General features: G+C 56.7%; 17 protein-coding genes and 1 tRNA gene. 13 read left to right on the forward strand and 5 right to left on the reverse strand.

Translation table 11 applies throughout. The features are described 5' to 3' along the window. The first annotated feature begins 137 nt into the window (after window positions 1–137). Both dksA and GWA01_RS09255 read left to right on the forward strand, forming a co-directional pair. Window positions 138–551, forward strand: a complete 414-nt coding sequence (gene dksA, locus GWA01_RS09250) for an RNA polymerase-binding protein DksA (RefSeq protein WP_146797771.1) — start codon at window positions 138–140, stop codon at window positions 549–551. Between the two features lie 51 nt (window positions 552–602). Further along, a tRNA-Thr gene (locus tag GWA01_RS09255) sits at window positions 603–677 on the forward strand. Window positions 678–866: 189 nt separating this feature from the next. Here GWA01_RS09255 and GWA01_RS09260 read toward each other — a convergent pair. Both GWA01_RS09260 and oxlT read right to left on the reverse strand, forming a co-directional pair. Continuing rightward, entirely contained in the window at window positions 867–1,193 is a 327-nt protein-coding gene (locus GWA01_RS09260; RefSeq protein ID WP_228118503.1) for a hypothetical protein, read from the reverse strand. Between the two features lie 208 nt (window positions 1,194–1,401). Then, window positions 1,402–2,661 carry an oxalate/formate MFS antiporter gene (oxlT, locus tag GWA01_RS09265; RefSeq protein WP_228118502.1) on the reverse strand — a complete coding sequence of 420 codons (1,260 nt, stop codon included), beginning with the start codon at window positions 2,659–2,661 and terminating at the stop codon, window positions 1,402–1,404. Between the two features lie 209 nt (window positions 2,662–2,870). Here oxlT and GWA01_RS09270 point away from each other — a divergent pair, with 209 nt between their 5' ends. From GWA01_RS09270 to xdhC, 5 genes are all read left to right on the forward strand, one after another. Further along, a complete protein-coding gene (locus GWA01_RS09270) occupies window positions 2,871–3,461 on the forward strand; it encodes a hypothetical protein (protein WP_146796767.1) in 591 nt (196 codons plus the stop codon). Between the two features lie 12 nt (window positions 3,462–3,473). Next, window positions 3,474–3,683 carry a hypothetical protein gene (locus GWA01_RS09275; RefSeq protein ID WP_146796770.1) on the forward strand — a complete coding sequence of 70 codons (210 nt, stop codon included), beginning with the start codon at window positions 3,474–3,476 and terminating at the stop codon, window positions 3,681–3,683. A gap of 304 nt (window positions 3,684–3,987) precedes the next feature. Continuing rightward, window positions 3,988–5,448 carry a xanthine dehydrogenase small subunit gene (gene xdhA, locus GWA01_RS09280; protein ID WP_146796773.1) on the forward strand — a complete coding sequence of 487 codons (1,461 nt, stop codon included), beginning with the start codon at window positions 3,988–3,990 and terminating at the stop codon, window positions 5,446–5,448. Beyond that, a complete protein-coding gene (xdhB, locus tag GWA01_RS09285) occupies window positions 5,441–7,771 on the forward strand; it encodes a xanthine dehydrogenase molybdopterin binding subunit (protein WP_146796776.1) in 2,331 nt (776 codons plus the stop codon). The genes xdhA and xdhB overlap by 8 nt, the downstream gene beginning before the upstream one ends. Further along, window positions 7,693–8,589: a xanthine dehydrogenase accessory protein XdhC gene (xdhC, locus tag GWA01_RS09290; protein WP_146796779.1), complete on the forward strand. Its 897-nt coding sequence runs from the start codon at window positions 7,693–7,695 to the stop codon at window positions 8,587–8,589. Before xdhB ends, xdhC begins: the two co-directional genes overlap by 79 nt. Before the next feature lie 72 nt (window positions 8,590–8,661). Here the strand turns inward: xdhC and GWA01_RS09295 are convergent, their stop codons facing one another. Further along, entirely contained in the window at window positions 8,662–9,435 is a 774-nt protein-coding gene (locus GWA01_RS09295) for a GntR family transcriptional regulator (RefSeq protein WP_146796782.1), read from the reverse strand. A 172-nt stretch (window positions 9,436–9,607) separates the two neighbouring features. On the opposite strand from GWA01_RS09295, the gene GWA01_RS09300 reads away from it, so the two are divergent. The 6 genes from GWA01_RS09300 to GWA01_RS09325 are packed head-to-tail and all read left to right on the forward strand — an operon-like array spanning window position 9,608 to window position 18,063. Next, on the forward strand, window positions 9,608–11,950 hold the full coding sequence (locus GWA01_RS09300) for a TonB-dependent receptor (protein ID WP_146796785.1): 2,343 nt from the start codon (window positions 9,608–9,610) through the stop codon (window positions 11,948–11,950). 3 nt (window positions 11,951–11,953) lie between these two features. After that, window positions 11,954–13,303, forward strand: a complete 1,350-nt coding sequence (locus tag GWA01_RS09305; RefSeq protein ID WP_146796788.1) for an NCS2 family permease — start codon at window positions 11,954–11,956, stop codon at window positions 13,301–13,303. A 14-nt stretch (window positions 13,304–13,317) separates the two neighbouring features. After that, the gene (locus GWA01_RS09310) at window positions 13,318–14,388 is read left to right on the forward strand and encodes a nucleoside hydrolase (RefSeq protein ID WP_228118501.1); all 1,071 of its coding nucleotides are present in this window, start codon (window positions 13,318–13,320) and stop codon (window positions 14,386–14,388) included. After that, the gene (locus tag GWA01_RS09315; protein WP_146796791.1) at window positions 14,385–16,154 is read left to right on the forward strand and encodes an adenine deaminase; all 1,770 of its coding nucleotides are present in this window, start codon (window positions 14,385–14,387) and stop codon (window positions 16,152–16,154) included. The genes GWA01_RS09310 and GWA01_RS09315 overlap by 4 nt, the downstream gene beginning before the upstream one ends. Continuing rightward, window positions 16,151–17,413, forward strand: a complete 1,263-nt coding sequence (locus GWA01_RS09320) for an amidohydrolase (protein ID WP_229316047.1) — start codon at window positions 16,151–16,153, stop codon at window positions 17,411–17,413. Before GWA01_RS09315 ends, GWA01_RS09320 begins: the two co-directional genes overlap by 4 nt. Next, complete coding sequence (locus tag GWA01_RS09325) at window positions 17,410–18,063, forward strand: phosphoribosyltransferase (RefSeq protein ID WP_146796795.1); 654 nt, start codon at window positions 17,410–17,412, stop codon at window positions 18,061–18,063. The genes GWA01_RS09320 and GWA01_RS09325 overlap by 4 nt, the downstream gene beginning before the upstream one ends. Window positions 18,064–18,069: 6 nt before the next feature. On the opposite strand, the gene GWA01_RS09330 is transcribed toward GWA01_RS09325, so the two are convergent. After that, entirely contained in the window at window positions 18,070–19,413 is a 1,344-nt protein-coding gene (locus tag GWA01_RS09330) for a sensor histidine kinase (protein WP_146796798.1), read from the reverse strand. Next, window positions 19,410–20,081 carry a response regulator transcription factor gene (locus GWA01_RS09335; RefSeq protein ID WP_146796801.1) on the reverse strand — a complete coding sequence of 224 codons (672 nt, stop codon included), beginning with the start codon at window positions 20,079–20,081 and terminating at the stop codon, window positions 19,410–19,412. The genes GWA01_RS09330 and GWA01_RS09335 overlap by 4 nt, the downstream gene beginning before the upstream one ends. Window positions 20,082–20,085 lie beyond the last annotated feature (4 nt).

Consider the following 20,085-nt stretch of genomic DNA (forward strand, 5'->3'; position numbering starts at 1 on the left):
GATTTCTGCCCTTTTGAGTTGCGTTACACTTTATGTTCGGACTTGGCGGGAGAGCCCTTGATGGGTATAAGCCGCGCGTCATCGCCCACGGCTGTGCAGAAGCGGACGTCGGCGGACTTGTCAGGGAATGGACGCGCATGATCACGTTACCGCCAGACTATCGGCCCTCCGATGCTGAAGAGTTCATGAATTCTCTACAGGTCGAGTATTTCCGCCAGAAACTGCTTCAGTGGCGTGCAGAGCTCCTGCGTGAGGCTGATGGAACTCTTGCCAGCCTTTCAGAGGGCGGCATCCATGAAGCTGATATTACAGATCGCGCCAGCGTAGAGACTGACCGAGCATTCGAGCTCCGTACCCGCGATCGTGCACGCAAGCTGATCTCTAAGATCAACATGGCGCTGGAACGCGTTGATAACGGCACATATGGCTATTGCGAAGAAACAGGTGAACCAATTGGCCTGAAGCGTCTTGAGGCGCGTCCGATCGCAACAATGTCGATTGACGCCCAGGAGCGTCATGAACGCATGGAAAAGGTTCATCGCGACGACTAAAGGGGTTGCATGGTGCGCTTCAAAGCGGTAGGAAGCGCGCCAAGCAACGATGCTGCTGTAGCTCAGTGGTAGAGCACTCCCTTGGTAAGGGAGAGGTCGACAGTTCAATCCTGTCCAGCAGCACCAGCTTAACTCCCCAAAATGACAATCAGTTATTTGGCATTCTCTTTGCCAGTTGACACGGAAAACATGTGCTCAACCAGCTGATCCCGTTAAGGCATCAGCTGCACGTTTGAGACACTCTGGACTGCAGTGTCCGTATATGCGTTCAATTATATTAACGCATTTGCCCAGAAATTTTGCAGTCGTTTGTATTCACGCGTCGGAGAGACCGAAAAGGCTGGGATATGGCATCGCGTTCCGTGCCAGTTTCTTCTTTTTCCATTCCGCCATAGCTCTGTCGTATTCGACATTACGCAGAACGAACTGTAGTGCTTCCATATGGCGTTCGTCGCTTGGGTCCATGGTGTTTCTGCGCCAGCCAGCTGCGATCAGCCAGAGATCCCCTGCGAGAACGTTTGCGCCTTTGTTGCGATATTGCACGGCGAGCTTTTCCAGGCCGTGATATTTATTGTTCGGATTGGCAAGTTTTTCTGCGCTGATGATGAAATCGTCGCTTTTCCATTGGAAAGTGGATTTCATGTATGGGAACTGTCGCGTCAATCCGCCTGGATCGCCGAAATGTTCCTTGATCAACATCGGCACGAGCCTGTCGTAAGATCGACGCCATTCGCACTGCACAGGCGGCTCCATAAAAATATTATTGATGAATTGTGTTTGCTATAACGAACCTCCTGAGCACTGTCGATTTTTGACTGGTCTCTGAAAGAGGCCGTGAGAAGGCAGCAAATCAGAGTATTTTTGGCTGTGGGGTTATAAATCTCTGCCTCATTGGGCGAAGGACCGTGATAGCCAGAAAAGCCGTTAGGAGGTCACCGGCAATTGCACAGCCAAAAACCGGATACCAGCTTCCCGATGTGTGGTGCAGCATTGCCGCAAGCGGGCCTCCGATCACTGCACCCACGCCTTGCGCCATATAGAGAATGCCGTAATTGCGGGATGCGTCCCTGGAGCCAAAGGTATCGGTAAGGGTGGCTGGGAAAAGAGAGAAAATTTCTCCCCACCCGAGGAAAACCATACCGGACAAAAGTACGAATGCGACTGGATGATGCGCAAGAAGTACCCAGCATGTCATGGCTATGGCTTCAAGTGAGAACGCTATTGCCATTGTGCGTTCACGCCCGACAACATCGGATATCCAACCGAACATAGGGCGTGTGAAACCATTGGCGATGCGGTCAAGGGTCATGGCGAGCGGCAGTGCTGCAGCTCCAAGGACTGTCAGGTGCGCAACGCCAAAATCTAAAGCAATCTGCGCCAGCTGGGATGTCACCATCAGTCCGGATGTCGCCATGGTCGCCATCATGAAGAACATGAGCCAGAAAAGAGGGGTACGGACGACTTCGCCTGTGGGGGTGCCGATCTCAGGTTGCTGTGATGGCAATGTGTTGCCGGTAGGCACTCTGAGCATCGTCGAGGCACAGAGGCCAGCAATAGCAATGCCAATACCAAAAACCAGGACCGTATGCCTCCAGCCTGTATGAGACAGGCTGTGAGCAATGGGGAAAGTGGTGAGCATGGCGCCCATGCCATATCCTGATGCCCCCAGTCCTGCGGCCATACCGCGGCGTTCGGGGAACCATTGCATCAACAGGGATATCACCCCGACATACACGATGCCCGTACCTACTCCTCCCAGGACGCCATAGGTCAGATAAAGGCCTGTCAGAGTTTGTGCCCATGACGCGCAGACCCAGCTTAGCCCTGTGAGTACGATTCCTGCTGAGATGAGCAGGCGAGGGCTTATGCGTTGGCTTATCCAGCCCTGTATGGGTGAGAAAAGCGTTTGCAGCACGATCAGAAGCGAGAACGTCACCTGCAATGCGGCGGCACTGACCGGAAAATCGGCTTTGAGGGCAGGAGTAAGCAGTGTCCAGACATATTGCGGAGAGGAAATGGCGGCCATGCAGACCAGAGCCGCTGCCATCTGGAGCCATTTTTGGTGAGCGGCGACGTTCAATGTGTGGGTAACCGCCGTTCTGTCGCTCAAACTGCTCGCTCCGTCGCTTGCTTTGTTTCTCGTGATTGAAGGGAGAACGGAGTGATCGTCAAGCGAAACGAAGTCTCTGTCATGATCTGAAATCGGGCTGGACGATGAGCGCGACATGCAAAGAAATCATGCCGGGATGCATATTTGAATTGCAATTGAGAATGATTCTCACATAACGTCAGTTCATACCCGCTGATCCGGAGGTCCACATGACCCAATCTTCGCTTTTCCTATCCGAACTGTGCTGCAGTGAGCGCCTGGCGATCTGGAGTATCCGCAGTATGACGGGCCTCAGCATGCCCTCATGCCAGCCAGTTGCGCGGCGCCCGGGTAGTTTTTTCCCGGAATGCTGCAGGAACGGTCTCGAAGCTGCGGAAACCGCTCTTCAGGAGGCGCTGCAATTCATGAGAGATTCGGCGATGGAACTGCCCGAAATTGGCATTCCAGGGACACAACAGGTTTTCGAAACGGAGCAGCGTTTCCTCCATGCTGTAGAGAGTGCCCAGAACGGAAATCAGAGTGCGGTGAGATCCATTCTGGAGCCCGATTTCGGACATTTCTATCTACAATCGCGCTTCTCTCTTGCACTCATGCTGCTGGCTGACTGTCTGGCAGGGACCGGGCATTGGCTTCCGGCTTCTCATGGAAACGCTTTTCGGCAAGACACGCGCCGATTTGGCTCGCCCTGTCTTGCGTCGGTTGCGCGATGGCGGAGCAGGGCTGCGGACATCTCGCCCCGGGACGTTCTGTGGCCGCAGGTTTCAGTCGGCGCTTCCCTGCCTGTGTCGGTGATGCATTAAGGGAGCGCGGACATGTATCGCAGGGAACCCAAAATCAGTTCTGCACTCAAAAGTGGTGAGGTTTATTCCTATAACAGGGATGACCTTGCGATCTGGCTATTGGTGGCTGCCATGACCCTGATTTTTGCATTGAATATTTTCTACGCGACAACCGATATCAGCTTCGATGAGCTTTTGACGGCTCTGGGGTATCAGGATGGCGTGGTTGCTCTTTTACGCTGAATTCTGGGTTGTGAGCTTGCGTAGAGGTTTCTGTTCGCAGGTTTAGCTTAAATACGCGATGTACGCTCGTAAAAAGGCAACGCTTCGTGCGTTTCTTGCTAATGGACTGCGCGCCCTGCAGGAAGGTTATGTTCAGACTGCCTCTTACTTAGGGTCTGTCTGCCGGGACTCTTACCGGAGTTCTGTTTGCCTTCTGCAAAGGTTTTATCTTGACGCTGACACGCCATCACACCAGCCTTTTTCCTGTCATGCATGCACGCGGGCATGAACGCCGCTTTGCTATGCTGTGTGTGGGAGCGGTCTGATGCGACAGAATGTGCGTTTCTACCTTGGCGCGGAGTATTGTGAGCTCAGCAAAATCTCTCCAACGCTAACGGTGCTTGACTGGCTTCGTGAGCGTGGGCGTACGGGAACCAAAGAAGGCTGTAACGAGGGGGATTGCGGGGCCTGTACGGTTCTGATCGTTCGTCTGGAAAAGGCACAGCTTGTCTGGAAGGCTGTAAATGCATGCATCCAGTTTGTCAGTATGCTGGATGGTGCACAGCTTTTCACGATTGAGGATCTTGGTACGCCTGCCGCCCCCCATCCCGTGCAGACGGCGATGGTTGAGCAGCACGGTTCCCAGTGCGGGTTTTGTACCCCCGGCTTCGTCATGTCGATGGCGGCCTATCGCAAGACGCCCGATGCCACGATTGATGATGCGCGCATTGATGAGGCTCTGGCTGGAAACCTGTGTCGGTGCACGGGATACGCTCCGATTGTACGGGCTATGAAGCAGGCCATGGCGGCCGGAGCAGACCGCTTTGATGCAGAAGTCGAGGCGATCACGAAACGCCTGGAGAGCCTTCAGGATAGTGAGACAGTCTGTCTGGCTGGTCCGGGTGGAAAGCTGACGATACCGACAGATTCGAACGCGCTTTCACAGGCTTTCCTGGATGATCCTTCTGCCACGATTGTGGCCGGAGCTACGGATGTGGGTCTTTGGGTCACGAAGGGTATGCGTACCCTGCCGCACATTATCTCAATTGGGCGAGTGCCAGACCTTCGCGTGATGGAGCACACATCAGCCGGGTTAAAGATTGGGGCGGCCGTAACCTATCAGGAGGCTCGCCCGGCGATAGCAGCGTTGCTGCCAGATGCTGGTGAAATGATCCGTCGTCTTGGTTCGACGCAGGTGCGTAACAGCGCGACAGTCTGCGGCAACATTGCGAACGGCTCCCCGATCGGGGATGGGCCCCCGATGTTTATCGCGGCAGGTGCGACACTGCATCTACGACGCGGAGAGGTTCGCCGGGCGCTGCCGCTGGAAGCGTATTTCGTGGCTTATGGAAAGCAGGATCGGCAGCCGGGTGAGTTTGTTGAGGCTGTGACGATACCGGCTCTATCTGCCAGAACGCAGTTCCGGGCCTATAAGGTTTCAAAGCGTTTTGATCAGGATATTTCCGCCGTTCTCGGAGCTTTTGCATTGGAAATCGACGATGATTCCGTCGTGATTTCTGCACGTTTTGCATTTGGCGGTATGGCGGCAACCCCTAAGCGGGCAGTTTTGGCTGAAGCCGCCGTTACAGGCCGGGTGTGGGACGAAGATGCGCTCGCAGCTGCACGCGAAGCAATTGCACAGGATTTCACCCCGCTGACGGATATGCGGGCAAGTGACTGGTATCGACGCACAGTCGCCGCCAATCTGCTGACGCGCCTTTACGAAGAGACACAGGACGGTGCGCCAGCGCGTCTGGCCAAGACGGGAGGGCCTGTGCATGCTTGAGAATGTGGCCCAGCCGCGCGTCAAGGGTGCGGCATCAACCAGCATGAAGCATGAAAGCGCCATTCTGCATGTAACCGGCACCGCGGCCTATATTGACGACATGCCAGAACCCAGAGGCATGCTGCATGTGGTTCCGGGAATGAGCACCAAGGCGCATGCCCGTATTGTCTCAATGGATCTTGAGGCTGTGCGTGCGGCGCCCGGTGTTGTGAGGGTTCTTACAGCCGAGGATGTGATGGGTGAAAACCAGATCAGTCCGGTTCATGCGAATGACGAGCCGCTGCTGGCCACTGATCATGTTTATTACTGGGGACAGCCGATCTTTGCCGTGGTTGCGGTTTCTCGTGCGGCGGCACGGCATGCCGTGCGTCTGGCGAAGATCGAATATGAAGAGAAGCCTGCAATTCTGAATATTGCACAGGCACGGGAAAACGGCGGTGCCGTGGTCTGGCGTCCATTAACCATGGAGCGTGGAGATGTGGAGCGCGGCCTGGCAGAGGCGCCTCGTCGTTTGAAAAACCGGATTACGATGGGCGGGCAGGAGCATTTCTACCTTGAAGGGCAAAGCGCATTTGCGCAGCCCGGCGAGGGCGGTGAGATGCGGGTGTGGTCTTCGACGCAGCATCCTTCAGAAACCCAGCATCTCGTAGCGCATGTGCTTGGCAGGCCGCATCATCTCGTAACGACCGAAATCCGGCGTATGGGCGGTGGGTTCGGCGGTAAGGAAACGCAGGCCAATGCGTGTGCGTGTATTGCAGCCTTGGCTGCGGATCTGACGGGCAGGGCTGCAAAGATGCGCCTGGATCGTGACGACGACATGATGATGACGGGCAAGCGTCATGATTTTGTCGTTGATTATGATGTGGGCTTTGATGATGACGGCCGCATTCTTGCGGTCGATATGGTTCTTGCGGCGCGTTGTGGATGGTCTGCAGATCTGTCCGGCCCCGTGACGGATCGTGCATTGTTTCATGCTGACAACGCCTATTTCTACCCAGATGTACGGTTTCGATCACAGGCACTCAAAACCAATACACAGTCCAATACCGCCTATCGCGGATTTGGTGGCCCGCAGGGGATTGTGGCAGCAGAGCGCGTGATCGAGGAGATCGCGTTTGCGACGGGCCTTGATCCTGTCACGGTGCGGATGCGGAATTTCTACGGGACGGGCACCCGGAATGTGACGCCCTATCACATGACGGTTGAGGACTCGATCAGCGCAGAGATCGTCAGCAAGCTTGTAGAGCGCTGTGATTACGAGACCCGCAAGGCCGAGATCCGGGAGTTCAACCGCCATAGCAGGCATATCAGGCGTGGTATTGCTCTTACGCCGGTCAAGTTCGGAATTTCGTTCACGGCCACGCATTACAATCAGGCTGGCGCACTGGTGCATGTCTATACGGATGGTTCCGTGCAGGTGAACCACGGCGGCACTGAAATGGGGCAGGGACTGCATACCAAGATGGTGCAGATTGCCATGAGGGAGTTTGGCCTGACCGCAGACCTCGTGCGTATTACGGCCACCACGACAGGCAAAGTCCCCAATACTTCTGCTACCGCTGCGTCTTCCGGTGCGGACCTGAACGGAATGGCAGTTCTAGATGCCATTCGTCGTATCAAGGAGAGGATCATCGCATTCGCAGCCGAGAAATGGGCTGTGGCGGAATGTGACATTCATTTTCTACCCGATGGCGTGCATATCGGCGACGACATTGTTCCTTTCAAGAAGCTGGTCTGGGATGTGTATTTCGCCCGGATTTCGCTTTCGGCAAATGGCTTCTACAAAACGCCAAAAATTTCGTGGAATGCTGATACTGGTCGGGGTCGTCCTTTTTTCTACTTTGCCTACGGGGCTGCATGCGCCGAAGTGTCAGTCGATCTGCTGACGGGCGAAAACACCATAGACCGTGTGGATATTCTCCATGACGCCGGGCAATCCCTGAATCCTGATATTGATATCGGGCAGATTGAGGGCGGGTTTGTGCAGGGCGCGGGTTGGCTCACGATGGAGGAACTTGTCTGGGATGCTGCAGGGCGTTTGCGGACGCACGCGCCAAGCACCTATAAAATCCCGGCCTGTTCAGACCGTCCGCGCATTTTCAATGTTTCGCTGCTTGAGGATGCCCCGAACCGTGAAGCGACGATCTTTCGCTCCAAAGCCGTAGGTGAGCCGCCTTTTGTTCATGGAGTGGCGGTTCTGCAGGCTATTTCAGACGCCATTGCGAGCCTTGATGAGTATCGGACATGCCCGCGACTGGATGCGCCAGCTACTCCAGAAATGATCCTGCGGACTGCCATGCGGCTGCGTGGAGAGGCGGTCTGAGCGCTCTGGAGATTGTCCGGCGGTGGCGTAGTGCTGGTGAGCCTGTTGCGCGGATCAGTGTTATCCAGGCGCTGGGCTCCACGCCGCGCGAGGAAGGCGCGTTCATGCTTGTCTCGGCGCACGAGCAGACCGGCACAATTGGTGGTGGCCGATTGGAGTGGGATTGCATGGCAGATGCCCGACTTCTTCTCTCCGAGGGGCTCGACAGGCGGGAATGTCATATTCCCCTCGGCCCTGCGATCAATCAGTGTTGTGGAGGTGCCGTCACGGTATTGATAGAGCGCATCCATGATCTTGAGGTGCTGGAAGCTGAGGCGCTGAGGGATCGCGAAGCGCTGCCGACTCTTCTGCTGTTCGGTGCTGGCCATGTCGGGCGTGCGCTGGCCCGCTCTCTCGCATTGTTGCCCCTCAGGCTCATCTGGATTGATGCACGGGATGAGGAGTTTGGTTCTGTTCCGGTCGATGTCGAGGCGCAGGTCACGGGTGATTGGGAAGCGATGCTCGATGCTGCGCCTGCGGGCTCTGGGGTTCTGGTCTTGACCCAGAGTCATACTCTGGATGCGCTAATCGTGGGGGCGGCCCTTGTGCGTGATGATTTGCGCTACGTTGGTATGATTGGCTCGCGGACAAAGCGGCGGCGCTTTGAAAGCGCTTTTCGTCAGATTGATATTCCGCAGATGCAGATTGACAAGCTTGTCTGCCCAATCGGTGATTTTGGAGTGCGGGACAAGCGGCCTGAGATCATCGCTGCGTTTGTCACGGCAGAAATTGCAACTCGGCTGCTGTCTGAGCCGGGGGGCAGTGCTTCTCCGGCCTGAAGGTATGTTTTCCGCGTTATAGGCCAGCGTTCTGAACGGCGCGGCCTTCGTATGTGTGGGGCTGGCGCCTGCTTAGGTCCAGGCGTTTTCGGTGTTCAGGACCAACCCGTTTGAATCAATACGAAAATCTGCCGATCCTTCCGTGACCAGCAGGCGGCTATGCTCGCTCGGGCCTTTACTGACGCAGTGCGTAATACGCTGGATCTTCATCAGCGTAGCGTCCTTTGGAATCTGAAGCCATTTCGCGGTCTCCTGTCCGGCGTGCATCAGGCCGATCGAAACGTCTGCATAGTCGATGCTAAATTTCATGACGTCTGTCAGGAGGGTGACGGACGTCATCCTTGCGGCCATTTCCGTGGTGATCATCTCAGAAAACGATTCTGGATAATAAACTTCCGTGACAGCGACCGGCTTGTCGTTTGCTGCGTATCCGCGACGGATAAAGATCGCTTTTCCAGACCCTAGAGAAAGTGCATGGCCAACGTCTTCAGGGGGCGTGCATATCTGGAAATCAAGAAGGGTCAGGCTTGGGCGCAGTCCCTTTTCCGTCAGGATGTCCTGAAACGAGATGATGCTGCTGCGTCTGCCGGGGCGGTGTAATGGCCCAACGAATGTCCCGCGCCCATGCTGGCGGACGACGATGTCACGCTCGGCAAGGTACGCGAGTGCCTGCCGCACCGTGATCCGGCTTACCCCATACATCTGGCAGAAATCTGCCTCTGAAGGCAGCCGCTCCATGAAGAGTGGGTGTGTACCGATCAGCCCCGAAACGTGGCGACTCATCTGCAGGTAGAGCGGAACTGCATCGTGTGCGTCGAGCGCGAAGGAGAAGTCGGTGGCGGGCATGACGTGGAAAATCCAGAAAACGTTGCAAAAACAGATTGAGATTCTAATGAAGAGTTAGTAGGACGTCTTATAACAAGTTGTTATCCCTCATACAGATGCAACGTCGTTCACCACGGCTTCCTACGCAAGGCTGCGGGCAGAGATATTGTGTCATAATGTTCGAGAGCTCTTTATGCGCGCTTCATGGTTCCTGAGCACCGCGATTGTCGGCACTCTTTTTTCAACAATGGCTTTCGCAGCCGGAACCCCGGAAGGGCGCCGGACACATAACGCGCTACCTTCGCACAAATCTGCTAAAAAAGTCGTCTCACGCAGCGAGACCATCCGCGTTGCCGGAGCCACGATCGGCGGTGGTCTGATGACCAAGCAGAACGGTACCCGTGCACGGAGCGAAATTACGCAGGCTTTCATAGCCAAGCAGGCCCCAACGCCAAACGTTTTCCGTCTCTTGAGTTCTCTGCCAGGGGCGAATGTGGCCAGCGCGGACCCGTTCGGCATGGTGAGCGGCAATATGACGATCCGGGGCATGAACAGCGATCAGATCGGTTTCACGGTCGAGGGGGCTCCGCTTAACGACATCGGCTCGTACATGGCGTTCCCCACAGAGTGGGTGGATTCCGAAAATCTCAGTCAGGTGACGATGCAGCAGGGATCGGCCAATCTGGATTCCCCGGTCATCGGTGCCTCTGGTGGCATCGTGACGATGAATCTGATGGACCCGTCAGAGAAGATGGGTGGCACGATTGCCGGATCCTATGGCTCCTATCATACCCATCGTGAATACGCGCGTCTGGAAACTGGCCTGATCGGCAATACCGGAATGCGGGCATTCGTTGCATGGTCTCATCTTGAGGAGCCGCATTTCCGTGGCCGTGGAGACGATCACAAACAGCACGTCGACGCGAAGCTCGTGAAGGACTGGCATAACGGCAGCCGGAGCAGCGTGTCCGTCAGCTTCGATGATTCGATGAAGGTGGCGTATCTTTCACCGTCGCTCTCCACCTGGCAGCAGTATGGACGCAAAGCGAATTATTCTGAGGATTTCTCCCCGACTGATACGCGCTACTGGAAGCTTCATCAGAGCCCGTATCGTGTACTGATTCTGAGTGCGCCTCAGCACATCGTGGTCAACCGGCATCTGGGTTTCGATTTCACGCCATATTTCTACTGGAATGCGGGCACGATCGCGTCTGCATCCCTTATGTCTGAAAACTCGGTCTATTCCGGAACGCAACGCTATAGCATTGACCTGAACGGGAACGGCACCACGACCGACAAGGTCATGATGTACACGCCTTTCACCACTCCCTACGTCTACCGGCCCGGGCTGGTCTCGAAGGTTCATTATACCATCGGGCATCATGATTTCGTCTTCGGGTACTGGTTCGACTGGTCGCGCCAGCGTATGATCAATCCATACAGCGCTGTGGGTGAAAACGGTGGGCCTGCCAACGTTTGGGGCTTCCTCAATAACGTCAAGCTTTCGGACGGGACGCGTCTGGCGAGCTATGACAACCTGACCATCACACGCGTCAATTCGCTGTTTTTTGGCGACACGTTCAATGCCTTCAACAACCGCCTGCGTGTCGAGGCTGGTGTGAAGGAATCCATGGTCAGCCGTATCGGCTACAACTACCTGCCGGGTTCAAATTACCGGACAGGGATGAACGCAGCCGTTACGACACCAAACCTTGGTGCGCGTTACCGCTTCAATGACCAGCATCAGATTTTTGCGGACGTGGCGACGAACTTCCGTACACCCACACTGAATGCACTTTACGACACATACAGTGCGACGACCGGCAAGGCGACCACACTGGCAAACACGCAGCAGAAGACCGAATATTCGATCTCGGAAGAACTGGGTTATCGCTATACAGGCGATGTTTTCAGTGGCTCTGTTACGTTCTTCAACTACAATTTTACGAACCGTCAGGTTGCGACGCAGGTCGTGGTGAACAACGCGCAGATTACCCAGAACATCAACGCTGGTGGTCAGACATCACGTGGCGTGGATATCGAGTTCGGAACGCGCCCCTGGCACAATCTGCGGCCTTATGTTTCCGCAGAATATCTTCATGCCACCATCGACAACAACTACAAGGTCGGCAACGATGCTCTGCCAACGGCTGGCAAGATTGCGGTGCGTAGCCCGGAATTTCAGGCCGCTGTCGGGCTTGATTATGATGACGGGACGTATTTTGCTGGCTTCAACGTGAAATACGTTGGCCGCCAGTTCTCGACGTTCATGAATGATCAGGCGATGCCGGGTTATGTGAATGCAGACATGAATTTCGGCTATCGTGCTCCGCGCATCCTGCACACAAGACCGGAAATCAGGCTTAATCTGATGAATGTTGGCGATAATAAATATCTTTCCGGACCGGCTGGCATCGCTGCGTCTTCCCGTGCCACGAAGGGCGTGTACGGTACGACGATCGCGGCGCAGGGAACGCCGACCTACTATGTGGCCGGAGGCTTTGCCGCTCTCCTGACCGCTAAAGTAGATTTCTGAGTCATGCTGGCAGCCCGCCTTGAGCGCTTCTTCGGCCTGAAGGCCAGCGGCACGACCGTCAGTCGTGAGATCATTGCCGGGCTGACGACATTCGCTGCCATGGTTTACTGCGTTGCCGTCAATCCGATGGTGATGCAGGAAGCAGGTATGGACCGCGCCAGCGTGCTGAGTGCGACATGCCTGATTGCCATTTTTGGTACGGTGACGATGGGCCTTGTGGCCAACCTGCCGCTGGGCCTCGCACCGGCAATGGGGTCTAACGTCGTCTTCGCGGTGGTCCTGGTCAAACAGATGGGCATTCCGTGGCCCGCCGCACTCACTCTGGTGTCTTTGACCGGGGTGTTGTTTCTGCTCATGACGCTGACGAAGCTGCGGGAGCGGCTGGCACATGAAATACCGGACACGCTGAGGATAGGCATTCAGGTGGCGGTGGGGCTTGTGATCATGTTTATCGGGATGCGGAATTCCGGTTTCATCGTCCGCAGTCCTTCAACACTCATTACAATGGGGCCTATCGGAAGCCCTGCCGTTATCATGACTCTTGTGGGCTTCATTATTACTCCGGTGCTGGTGGCGCGTCGAATACCGGGGGCGCTGATCCTGTCGATCATTACCCTGACGGTTGTTGGCCTGTTCCTGCCTGACGGCAAGGGCGGCACGATTACCCACATGCCACAGCATGTGTTTGCCATGCCGATCTGGCCTACGCAGACAGCCTTTCACCTCGATCCGCTCTATTTGCTCCAGCACATTTTCTATGTGCTTCCGATGCTCTTTTTCTTCCTGTGCACAGAACTGTTCGGGACGCTTGCCAATCTGCTCGGCGTCGTGACAGCAGCGGGCATGACGTCGAAAGATGGTCGTATTCCCCGCGCGACGGAGGCATTTGCTGCCGATGCCGTCAGTACGATCGTCGGGCCTTTGCTCGGGACGGCGGTTGTTACGGTCTATTCGGAATCTGTTACGGGTGTGCAGGCGGGTGGGCGCACCGGGCTGACTGCTCTGGTTATTGCTGCTGGTTTTTGTACGTCCCTGTTTCTGTGGCCGCTCTTCATGATCATTCCGCCGCAGGCTACGGCACCGTCGTTGTTGATGGTCGGGATGCTGATGTTTCAGGGCGTGCGCAGGCTGGATCTTTCGGATCTGACGGTCAGTACGCCTGCGGTCCTGACGTTCATCATTGCCCTTATGACCGGAAACCTCATCAACGGCATGGCCATCGGAACATTTTCCTATGTGGCGATGGCGCTTTTTACAGGGCGTGGCCGCTCTGTCTCTCCCGTTATCTGGGGTTTGTGCTGCATTTTCATCGCGTTTTTCGTGGTGTCTGCAAACCTGCACAACCATCACTGACAAGAAGTCCCGATATGATTAGAATTTTCCGCCGTGCTGCCCTTCTGCTCGGTATTGCCCTTACTGGTGTCAGCGGGGCACATGCCCAGAAAACTCCGGACTACATCATTGCGGATAATGATTTCTTTGGGCCGGGCGGGACCAATATCCAGTCTGTCATTCCGCTTCTGGGAATGCCCGGTGTCAATCTGCTCGGTTTTACGGTTGTTGTCGGGGATGGATGGGAGAACGCTTCGGTTGCGCATCTTTCGCGCTTTCTGGACCTCGCACATGTCCCTGTGAGTCTTCCGGTAGTCCCGGGTGCGACACAGCCGCTCGTCAATTCCCGCGCGCGCTTGCTCGCCTGGGAAAAAGCGAATGGGAAAATGCCCTGGAAAGGCGCCTGGCGCGGAGATGCTCCGGATTTCCAGCCTCCTGTACCGCCCCTCAAAGAAGGTGAGACGCATCGTCAGCCTTCCGCCGAAACGGCGGCGTTGTTCATGATCCGGCAGGTCCACGCTCATCCCCATCAGGTGACGATCCTTGCAGCCGGGCCACTCACGAATATTGCTCTGGCAACACGGCTCGACCCGGAGTTTGCCTCGCTCTGCAAGCGTCTTGTGTTCATGGGAGCCATCGTGGATGGCAACATGGGGCAGGTTACCCTGAGCGCGGATTACTACACAGATTTCAACCTGATGTTTGATCCGGAATCCGCAAGTATCGCTTTGACTGCGCCGTTCCCGCAGATCATTTCCGTGGGAACAGTTGCCAACCCCATCCGGATGACTGCCGAGATCCGTGATCGTGCTGCGCGCTCTAATGGCCCGGTCGGGAATTACCTGCGGACCTACTTCCGCCCGCAGCCGATGTGGGACGAGCTTGCCGCAGCCATTGCGGTTGATCCGAGCCTTATTACCAGCAAGGTGACGGCTTATATGGATGTGGATCTCTCCCATGGCCCGAACTACGGTTATGCCCATGTCTGGCCGGAGAGCACGCGTCCGCATGTGGGCGAGCGTCAGGTCGAAATCGTCACTGGTGTCGATCAGGGCCGCTTCATTGATCTTTTTGTAAATGCCGCAAACCATGTGAGCCAGCCATGACCAGTATCAGCCTTGATCTGAACGACGCCGCCCTCCGTGACAGGGCTGTTCATGCAGCGTGTGGCCGCGCGCCATTCGATGTGCTGCTGCGTGGCGGGCGTGTCGCGGACATGGCGACAGGTGAAATCCGCGAGGCCGATATCGGTCTGGTGGGGCCGCTGATTGCGAGCGTTCATGAACGCGCAAGCCGCTCCGATGCACTTGAAATTGTGGAGCTTGATGGCGCGATTGTCTCTCCGGGCCTGATCGATACTCACCTGCACATCGAAAGCTCGATGATCACACCGCGTTCCTACGCAGGCGTTGTGGTGCCACAGGGCACGACCACGATCTGCTGGGACCCGCATGAAGTGGGGAATGTCGGTGGGCTTTCAGCCGTGCGCTGGGCGATCGATGCCGCGCGTGATCTGCCGCTGCGTATTCTCGTCGAGGCACCGTCCTGTGTGCCGTCTGCGCCGGGGCTGGAACGTGCGGGTGCGGTGTTTGACCCGGCTGCCATGGCTGAAATGCTCTCCTGGCCAGAGGTCATTGGTGTGGCCGAAGTCATGGACATGCGCGGCGTGACGACCCGAAGCCCCAAGATGCGCGGTATCGTGCAGGCGGGTCTTGAAAGCGGGAAGCTGGTTTGTGGTCATGCGCGCAGCCTCGAAGGGCAGGGTCTTCAGGGCTTTGTGGCGGCGGGTGTTGAGTCAGACCACGAACTGACGAACCGTTTCGACATTCTGGAAAAACTGCGCGCAGGCATGACGCTCGAGCTGCGGGTTTCACATGAAATGGTCCTGCCCGAAGCCGTAGCCGCGTTTGAGGAAATCGGTTGCGTGCCTCAGACGGTGACGTTGTGCACGGATGACATTTTTCCCGATGATCTCGTGGCACGTGGCGGCATCGTACACATGCTCCGTTGTCTCGTGAAGCTGGGCATGAACCCGGTTTCGGCCCTGCGATGCGGGACGCTGAATGCTGCCATGCGTCTTGGACGCCGGGATCTGGGACTGGTTGCGCCGGGCCGACGGGCTGATCTCGTCGTGTTCAAGGACCTCGCTGATTTTGCAGTGACGGAAGTGTTTACATCCGGTCAGCACGTGGCGTCGAACGGCACAATGCGTGTTGAAATGCGTCCTGACACGGGTGTGGCACCGACCCATACGATGAACCTGAAGCCAGTTTCGGCGTCTGACTTCCATATCCCGGCTCAGGGCACTCATGCCCGGATTTACACGGTGCATACGCCGCGCTCCACGCATTGGGCCGAACGTGATGTTGAGGTTCGTGACGGAAAGATCGTTCTTCCCAAGGACACTGCTCTGATGACGGTTTTCAATCGTTATGGCGAGACGTCAAAGCCGGGGCAGGGCGTTCTGGAGGGGTGGGGTGAATGGTCTGGCGCGATTGCCACCACGATCCTTCATGACAGCCACAATCTGGCGGTCTTTGGGTATGATCCGGATGATATGGCTGCTGCGGCCAATGCGTTGATCGCCTGTGGTGGCGGCATGGCTGTCGCGAAGGATGGGAAAGTCGTGGCGATGCTCGATCTTCCGGTCTGTGGCCTGCTTTCAACCGCAGAGCCCGAAGATGTGGCGGTCCTGTTCCAGAAAGTCCGCGATGCGGCGGCAGATGTTTCAACATGGGAAGGCCTGCCCGTTATGATCAAGCTGATCATCGGAGCATCGCTTGCCTGTAATCCGGGACCTCATGTAACGGATCTGGGCATTACCGATGGTATGACCGGACGCATCGTTACGGATATGGTTATCCCGGCGTGACAGCATTTCCCTATGACCTGAAAGCGATGCGACGGTCTTTGCATCGCTTTCCCGAACCTGCGTTTCTTGAGTATCGCACTGCGTCTGTTGTGGCTGCTCGCCTTGTTGAGCTTGGTTTTGACGTTCGCGTTGGACCGGAGATCATGGCAATGGAAAATGTTCAGGCATTGCCGTCCGCAGAGGCAGTTCTGGCCGCTCAGGAGGCGGCGCGTCTCGCTGGCGCGGATGAGAACTGGATGGCCCGGATGCCGGGCGGACAGACGGCGGTCTGTGGGGAAATGCGCCGCGGAGACGGCCCCGTGCTGGCTCTGCGTTTTGACATGGATGCGTTGCCGGTTCTGGAAAGTGAGTCTGAGAGCCATCTGCCCGCAGCGGAGCGCTTTTCCTCCGAACGTACAGGCTTCATGCATGCTTGCGGGCATGATGGTCATACGGCGATTGGGCTTGCAGTGGCGCAGAAACTGTCGCACCCAACTGCGGCTTGGACAGGAACGCTACGTCTTATTTTTCAGCCTGCGGAAGAAGGCGGGCGAGGGGCCCAGCCGATCGTTTCTGCAGGGTTGCTGGACGATGTAGATACTTTTCTGGCGCTGCATCTCGGGTGTCAGCTTCCGAGCGGCCGTGTTGCATTGATGGCCGATGGTTTTTTCTGGTCCGAGAAATGGAGTGTCCGCTTTTCCGGTCGTGCTGCGCATGCTGCGATGATGCCGGAGGAAGGGCGAAATGCGTTGCTCGCCGCTGCGACTGCGGCGCTGGGGGTTCATGCGCTCCCTCGGGATGGGCAGGCTGATACACGTGTGAATGTGGGCGTTTTGTCCGCAGGGCGTGCGCGCAATGTCATTGCCGATGAAGCGCTTCTGGAACTGGAACTCCGTGCGGCGACCCAAGATGCGTTGAGCCGTCTCGTCGATGCGGCGCGGCGCGTTTTGCAGGGTGCGGCCTTGATGCAGGGTGCAGAGGTCGAGATTGCGTGTCAGGGGAAGTCGGTGAGCGCGACGTCTGATGTTGCGGTTTGTGAAAGGCTGGAGCGTGCGGCGCGCGCAGTTGGGCTGGAGGATATTGTCCCGAACTGGCCGATTGGCGGTGGCGATGATGCGACCTTCATGATGCGTCGTGTTCAGGAAAAGGGTGGCAAGGCAGGTTACTGCCTGATGGGTGCGGATCTGACAGCGCCACACCACGCGGGTAATTTTGACTTCGATGAAGACGCCCTCGAACACGCAGTGCGCCTTATGACATCGTTCGCGGAACAGGCATGACAACGACATTTTGGCAGGAGTTCGCACCTGACGCTGAACTCTCTGCACCATACACGGACCGGTACCGTGTGAAGGTTGGCGCGCGCTCGCTTGATTTGCCGTTGCGCGCGCTGCCTGACGGAAAGCACGCAGTGTCATCGCTGCTGGTCAACCACGCGTCTTTTGGCGTGTTGGATGCGATCGTGGAGGATATGTCCCGAATTGCGCTGGAGTTTGCTCCCGAGGTGATTGTGGGCGTTCCCACTCTCGGACTGACACTTGCGCCGGGTGTTGCGCGGGCTTGTGGTCATGCCCGCTATGTGCCGCTGAGCACATCGCGTAAGTTCTGGTATCGTGACGATGTCTCAGTGCCCCTGACGTCCATCACCAGTCCGGGAAATGCGAAATCCTTGTATCTGGACCCGAATTTGTTGCCTCTGCTTCAGGAAAAGCGGGTCCTGTTGGTGGATGATGTTGTCAGCACCGGAACGTCACTGGCCGCGACGATAGCACTTCTGGGCATGATGAAAATCGAGCCTGTGGGCGTTGTCTGCGCCATGACGCAGACCAATCGGTGGCGCGATCGGGTATCCGTGCCAGTGTCGGGGAGTTTTTCTTCTCCGCTATTTGTCAGAGACGCGGGGCAGTGGGTGCCTGATTTTACCTGTTGAACAGGTTCAGCTTTGTTCTGGTACCGCAGACTGCAAAAAATGGACTTGCGCTGAAAAGCCGTCAATTTTGGTAGGGCGCGGAGAGAGAAGAATCAGCTTTGCGCCCATTTGCTCGGCGATGGTTGCCGCGATGGCAAGTCCCAGACCGCTGCCCTCAACTCTGGGATTTTCTCCGCGAACGAATGGTTCTTTGAGTTCGGCCAATTTTGCGTTGCCCAGAATTGGCCCTGCATTTTCAACGCTGACTGTTCTGTCGGGGGTGGCCGTAATGGTAATGGGCTCGGATGGTGTGCCATGCCGCACCGCATTCTCGATCAGGTTGCGAAACAGGATTCCTGCCGCGTCCATGTCACCATCAATGAAAAGATGTTCCATGCCGGGGTGTGACAGACGGATAACGGCCACCTGTTCAATGCTCCCGCGAAATTCGTCTGCGAGAATTTCCAGAACGGGCAGTAGGTCAAAGCGCTCACCCTGTAAGGCTATACCGGAAGATGCACGGGAGAGCTGGAGGAGTTTTTCTACTGTCCTGCCGAGTGCTCGGACCTGCTGTGCAATACGTGCGCTGCGTTCGCGCGCATCGGTATCCACGGACTGATCACGCAGCATCTGGGTCTGAGCGAGGAGTGCGCCGATTGGGTTGCGCAGTTCATGAGCAGCATTGGCGGCAAAAGCTCTTTCGGTGGAGAGGGCTTTCTTGAGCCGTGTCAGGAGTGAATTTACGGCGGTGAGAATGGTGGAGAGTTCTTCAGGCAGGGCGAGACGGCCGATAGGCTCAAGATTGCGATCCCCGCGTTTGCGGATTTCAGCCTGAAGATCGGTCAGCGGGCGCAGGGCACGGCGGACGATCCAGTGCACGAGAAGCCACACGATTGGCAGGAAGACCAGCATTGGCAGGACAGAAATAAGTGTGGCACGCCTCAGCGCTTCACGCCTGTGGAATGTGGGCTCACCAACGAGAATGTCGTTCGTGCTGGAGGTGGAGTGTGTGACGTATATCCTGAATTTCGGACTGTCATAAAAGCCCGTACGATTGGTGCTTACGAACGGCGTGACGGGCGCATTCTGAGAGCGCAGCAGAACATGGCCGCTCTGGTCCACGATCTGGTAGGCCAATGTGCGTGGGCCGACATCAGGCAGGCGTGCAACGCTTCCGCCATTTGGAACCTGAGAGACTGCCGAGATAACAAATTCGAGCCGCTCGGCGACCTCTTGAAGAGAATTATCCAGTCGTTCGGTAACTTCGAAGCGCGTAAAACCGGCTACCGAGATGCTCAGAAAGACCAGTGAACTGGTGACGACAGCTAGCACGCTCGCCAGAATGCGGGATGCGAGGCTCCAGTTTTTCATGCCCGCGGCTCTGCCAGCCGGTAGCCACGACCGCGCACGGTGATGATCGTGCCAGAGCCCAGCTTTTTACGAAGCCGACTGATGAAAACCTCGATGGCGTTGCTCTCTACTTCCTCGCCCAGACCGTAAAGGGCATCTTCCAGTCGTTCGCGGGAGCAGACGGCGCCGGGGCGTCTTGCGAGAGCTTCGATCACCGCCCATTCGCGAGCGGTGAGGTCAATTTCAGTGCCATCACGCGAGAGGCGGTGACGGCTCAGATCCAGTGCCAGTCCGTCATCGAGAAGAATTTCATTTTCACCCGAACCACCGCCATAACGGCGCGACACTGCGTCTACGCGGGCTGAAAGTTCATCGAGGTCATAGGGTTTAACGATGTAATCGTCTGCGCCTTCCGAGAGGCCTGCGATACGGTCGCTGATCTGATCCTGCGCGGTTGTTATCAACACGGCAACCGTTGAGCGTGCCCGGCGCAGTTCCCGCAGAAGTGTGCGGCCGCTGCCATCGGGAAGGCCAAGATCGAGTACGACGACATCGTAATTCATGGTCAGGAGGATGGCGCGTGCATCGGCGAGGGTCATGAACCAGTCCACGGCGTGGCCTGCCTCGCGCAGGCGTTCCTGTACTGCGGAGCCGAGATGTGGCTCATCTTCAACGATCAGGATGCGCACCGTA

The organism is Gluconobacter wancherniae NBRC 103581 (assembly GCF_007988885.1).
GTDB classification, from domain to species: Bacteria; Pseudomonadota; Alphaproteobacteria; order Acetobacterales; family Acetobacteraceae; genus Gluconobacter; species Gluconobacter wancherniae.

What these genes read in the sequence shown, in the direction of transcription:
- dksA (WP_146797771.1), top strand. Translation starts at nt 138, where the DNA reads ATGATCACGTTACCGCCAGACTATCGGCCCTCCGATGCTGAAGAGTTC.
- GWA01_RS09260 (WP_228118503.1), bottom strand. Translation starts at nt 1,193, where the DNA reads ATGAAATCCACTTTCCAATGGAAAAGCGACGATTTCATCATCAGCGCA.
- GWA01_RS09270 (WP_146796767.1), top strand. Translation starts at nt 2,871, where the DNA reads ATGACCCAATCTTCGCTTTTCCTATCCGAACTGTGCTGCAGTGAGCGC.
- GWA01_RS09275 (WP_146796770.1), top strand. Translation starts at nt 3,474, where the DNA reads ATGTATCGCAGGGAACCCAAAATCAGTTCTGCACTCAAAAGTGGTGAG.
- xdhA (WP_146796773.1), top strand. Translation starts at nt 3,988, where the DNA reads ATGCGACAGAATGTGCGTTTCTACCTTGGCGCGGAGTATTGTGAGCTC.
- xdhB (WP_146796776.1), top strand. Translation starts at nt 5,441, where the DNA reads ATGCTTGAGAATGTGGCCCAGCCGCGCGTCAAGGGTGCGGCATCAACC.
- xdhC (WP_146796779.1), top strand. Translation starts at nt 7,693, where the DNA reads ATGCCCGCGACTGGATGCGCCAGCTACTCCAGAAATGATCCTGCGGAC.
- GWA01_RS09295 (WP_146796782.1), bottom strand. Translation starts at nt 9,435, where the DNA reads ATGCCCGCCACCGACTTCTCCTTCGCGCTCGACGCACACGATGCAGTT.
- GWA01_RS09300 (WP_146796785.1), top strand. Translation starts at nt 9,608, where the DNA reads ATGCGCGCTTCATGGTTCCTGAGCACCGCGATTGTCGGCACTCTTTTT.
- GWA01_RS09305 (WP_146796788.1), top strand. Translation starts at nt 11,954, where the DNA reads ATGCTGGCAGCCCGCCTTGAGCGCTTCTTCGGCCTGAAGGCCAGCGGC.
- GWA01_RS09310 (WP_228118501.1), top strand. Translation starts at nt 13,318, where the DNA reads ATGATTAGAATTTTCCGCCGTGCTGCCCTTCTGCTCGGTATTGCCCTT.
- GWA01_RS09315 (WP_146796791.1), top strand. Translation starts at nt 14,385, where the DNA reads ATGACCAGTATCAGCCTTGATCTGAACGACGCCGCCCTCCGTGACAGG.
- GWA01_RS09325 (WP_146796795.1), top strand. Translation starts at nt 17,410, where the DNA reads ATGACAACGACATTTTGGCAGGAGTTCGCACCTGACGCTGAACTCTCT.
- GWA01_RS09330 (WP_146796798.1), bottom strand. Translation starts at nt 19,413, where the DNA reads ATGAAAAACTGGAGCCTCGCATCCCGCATTCTGGCGAGCGTGCTAGCT.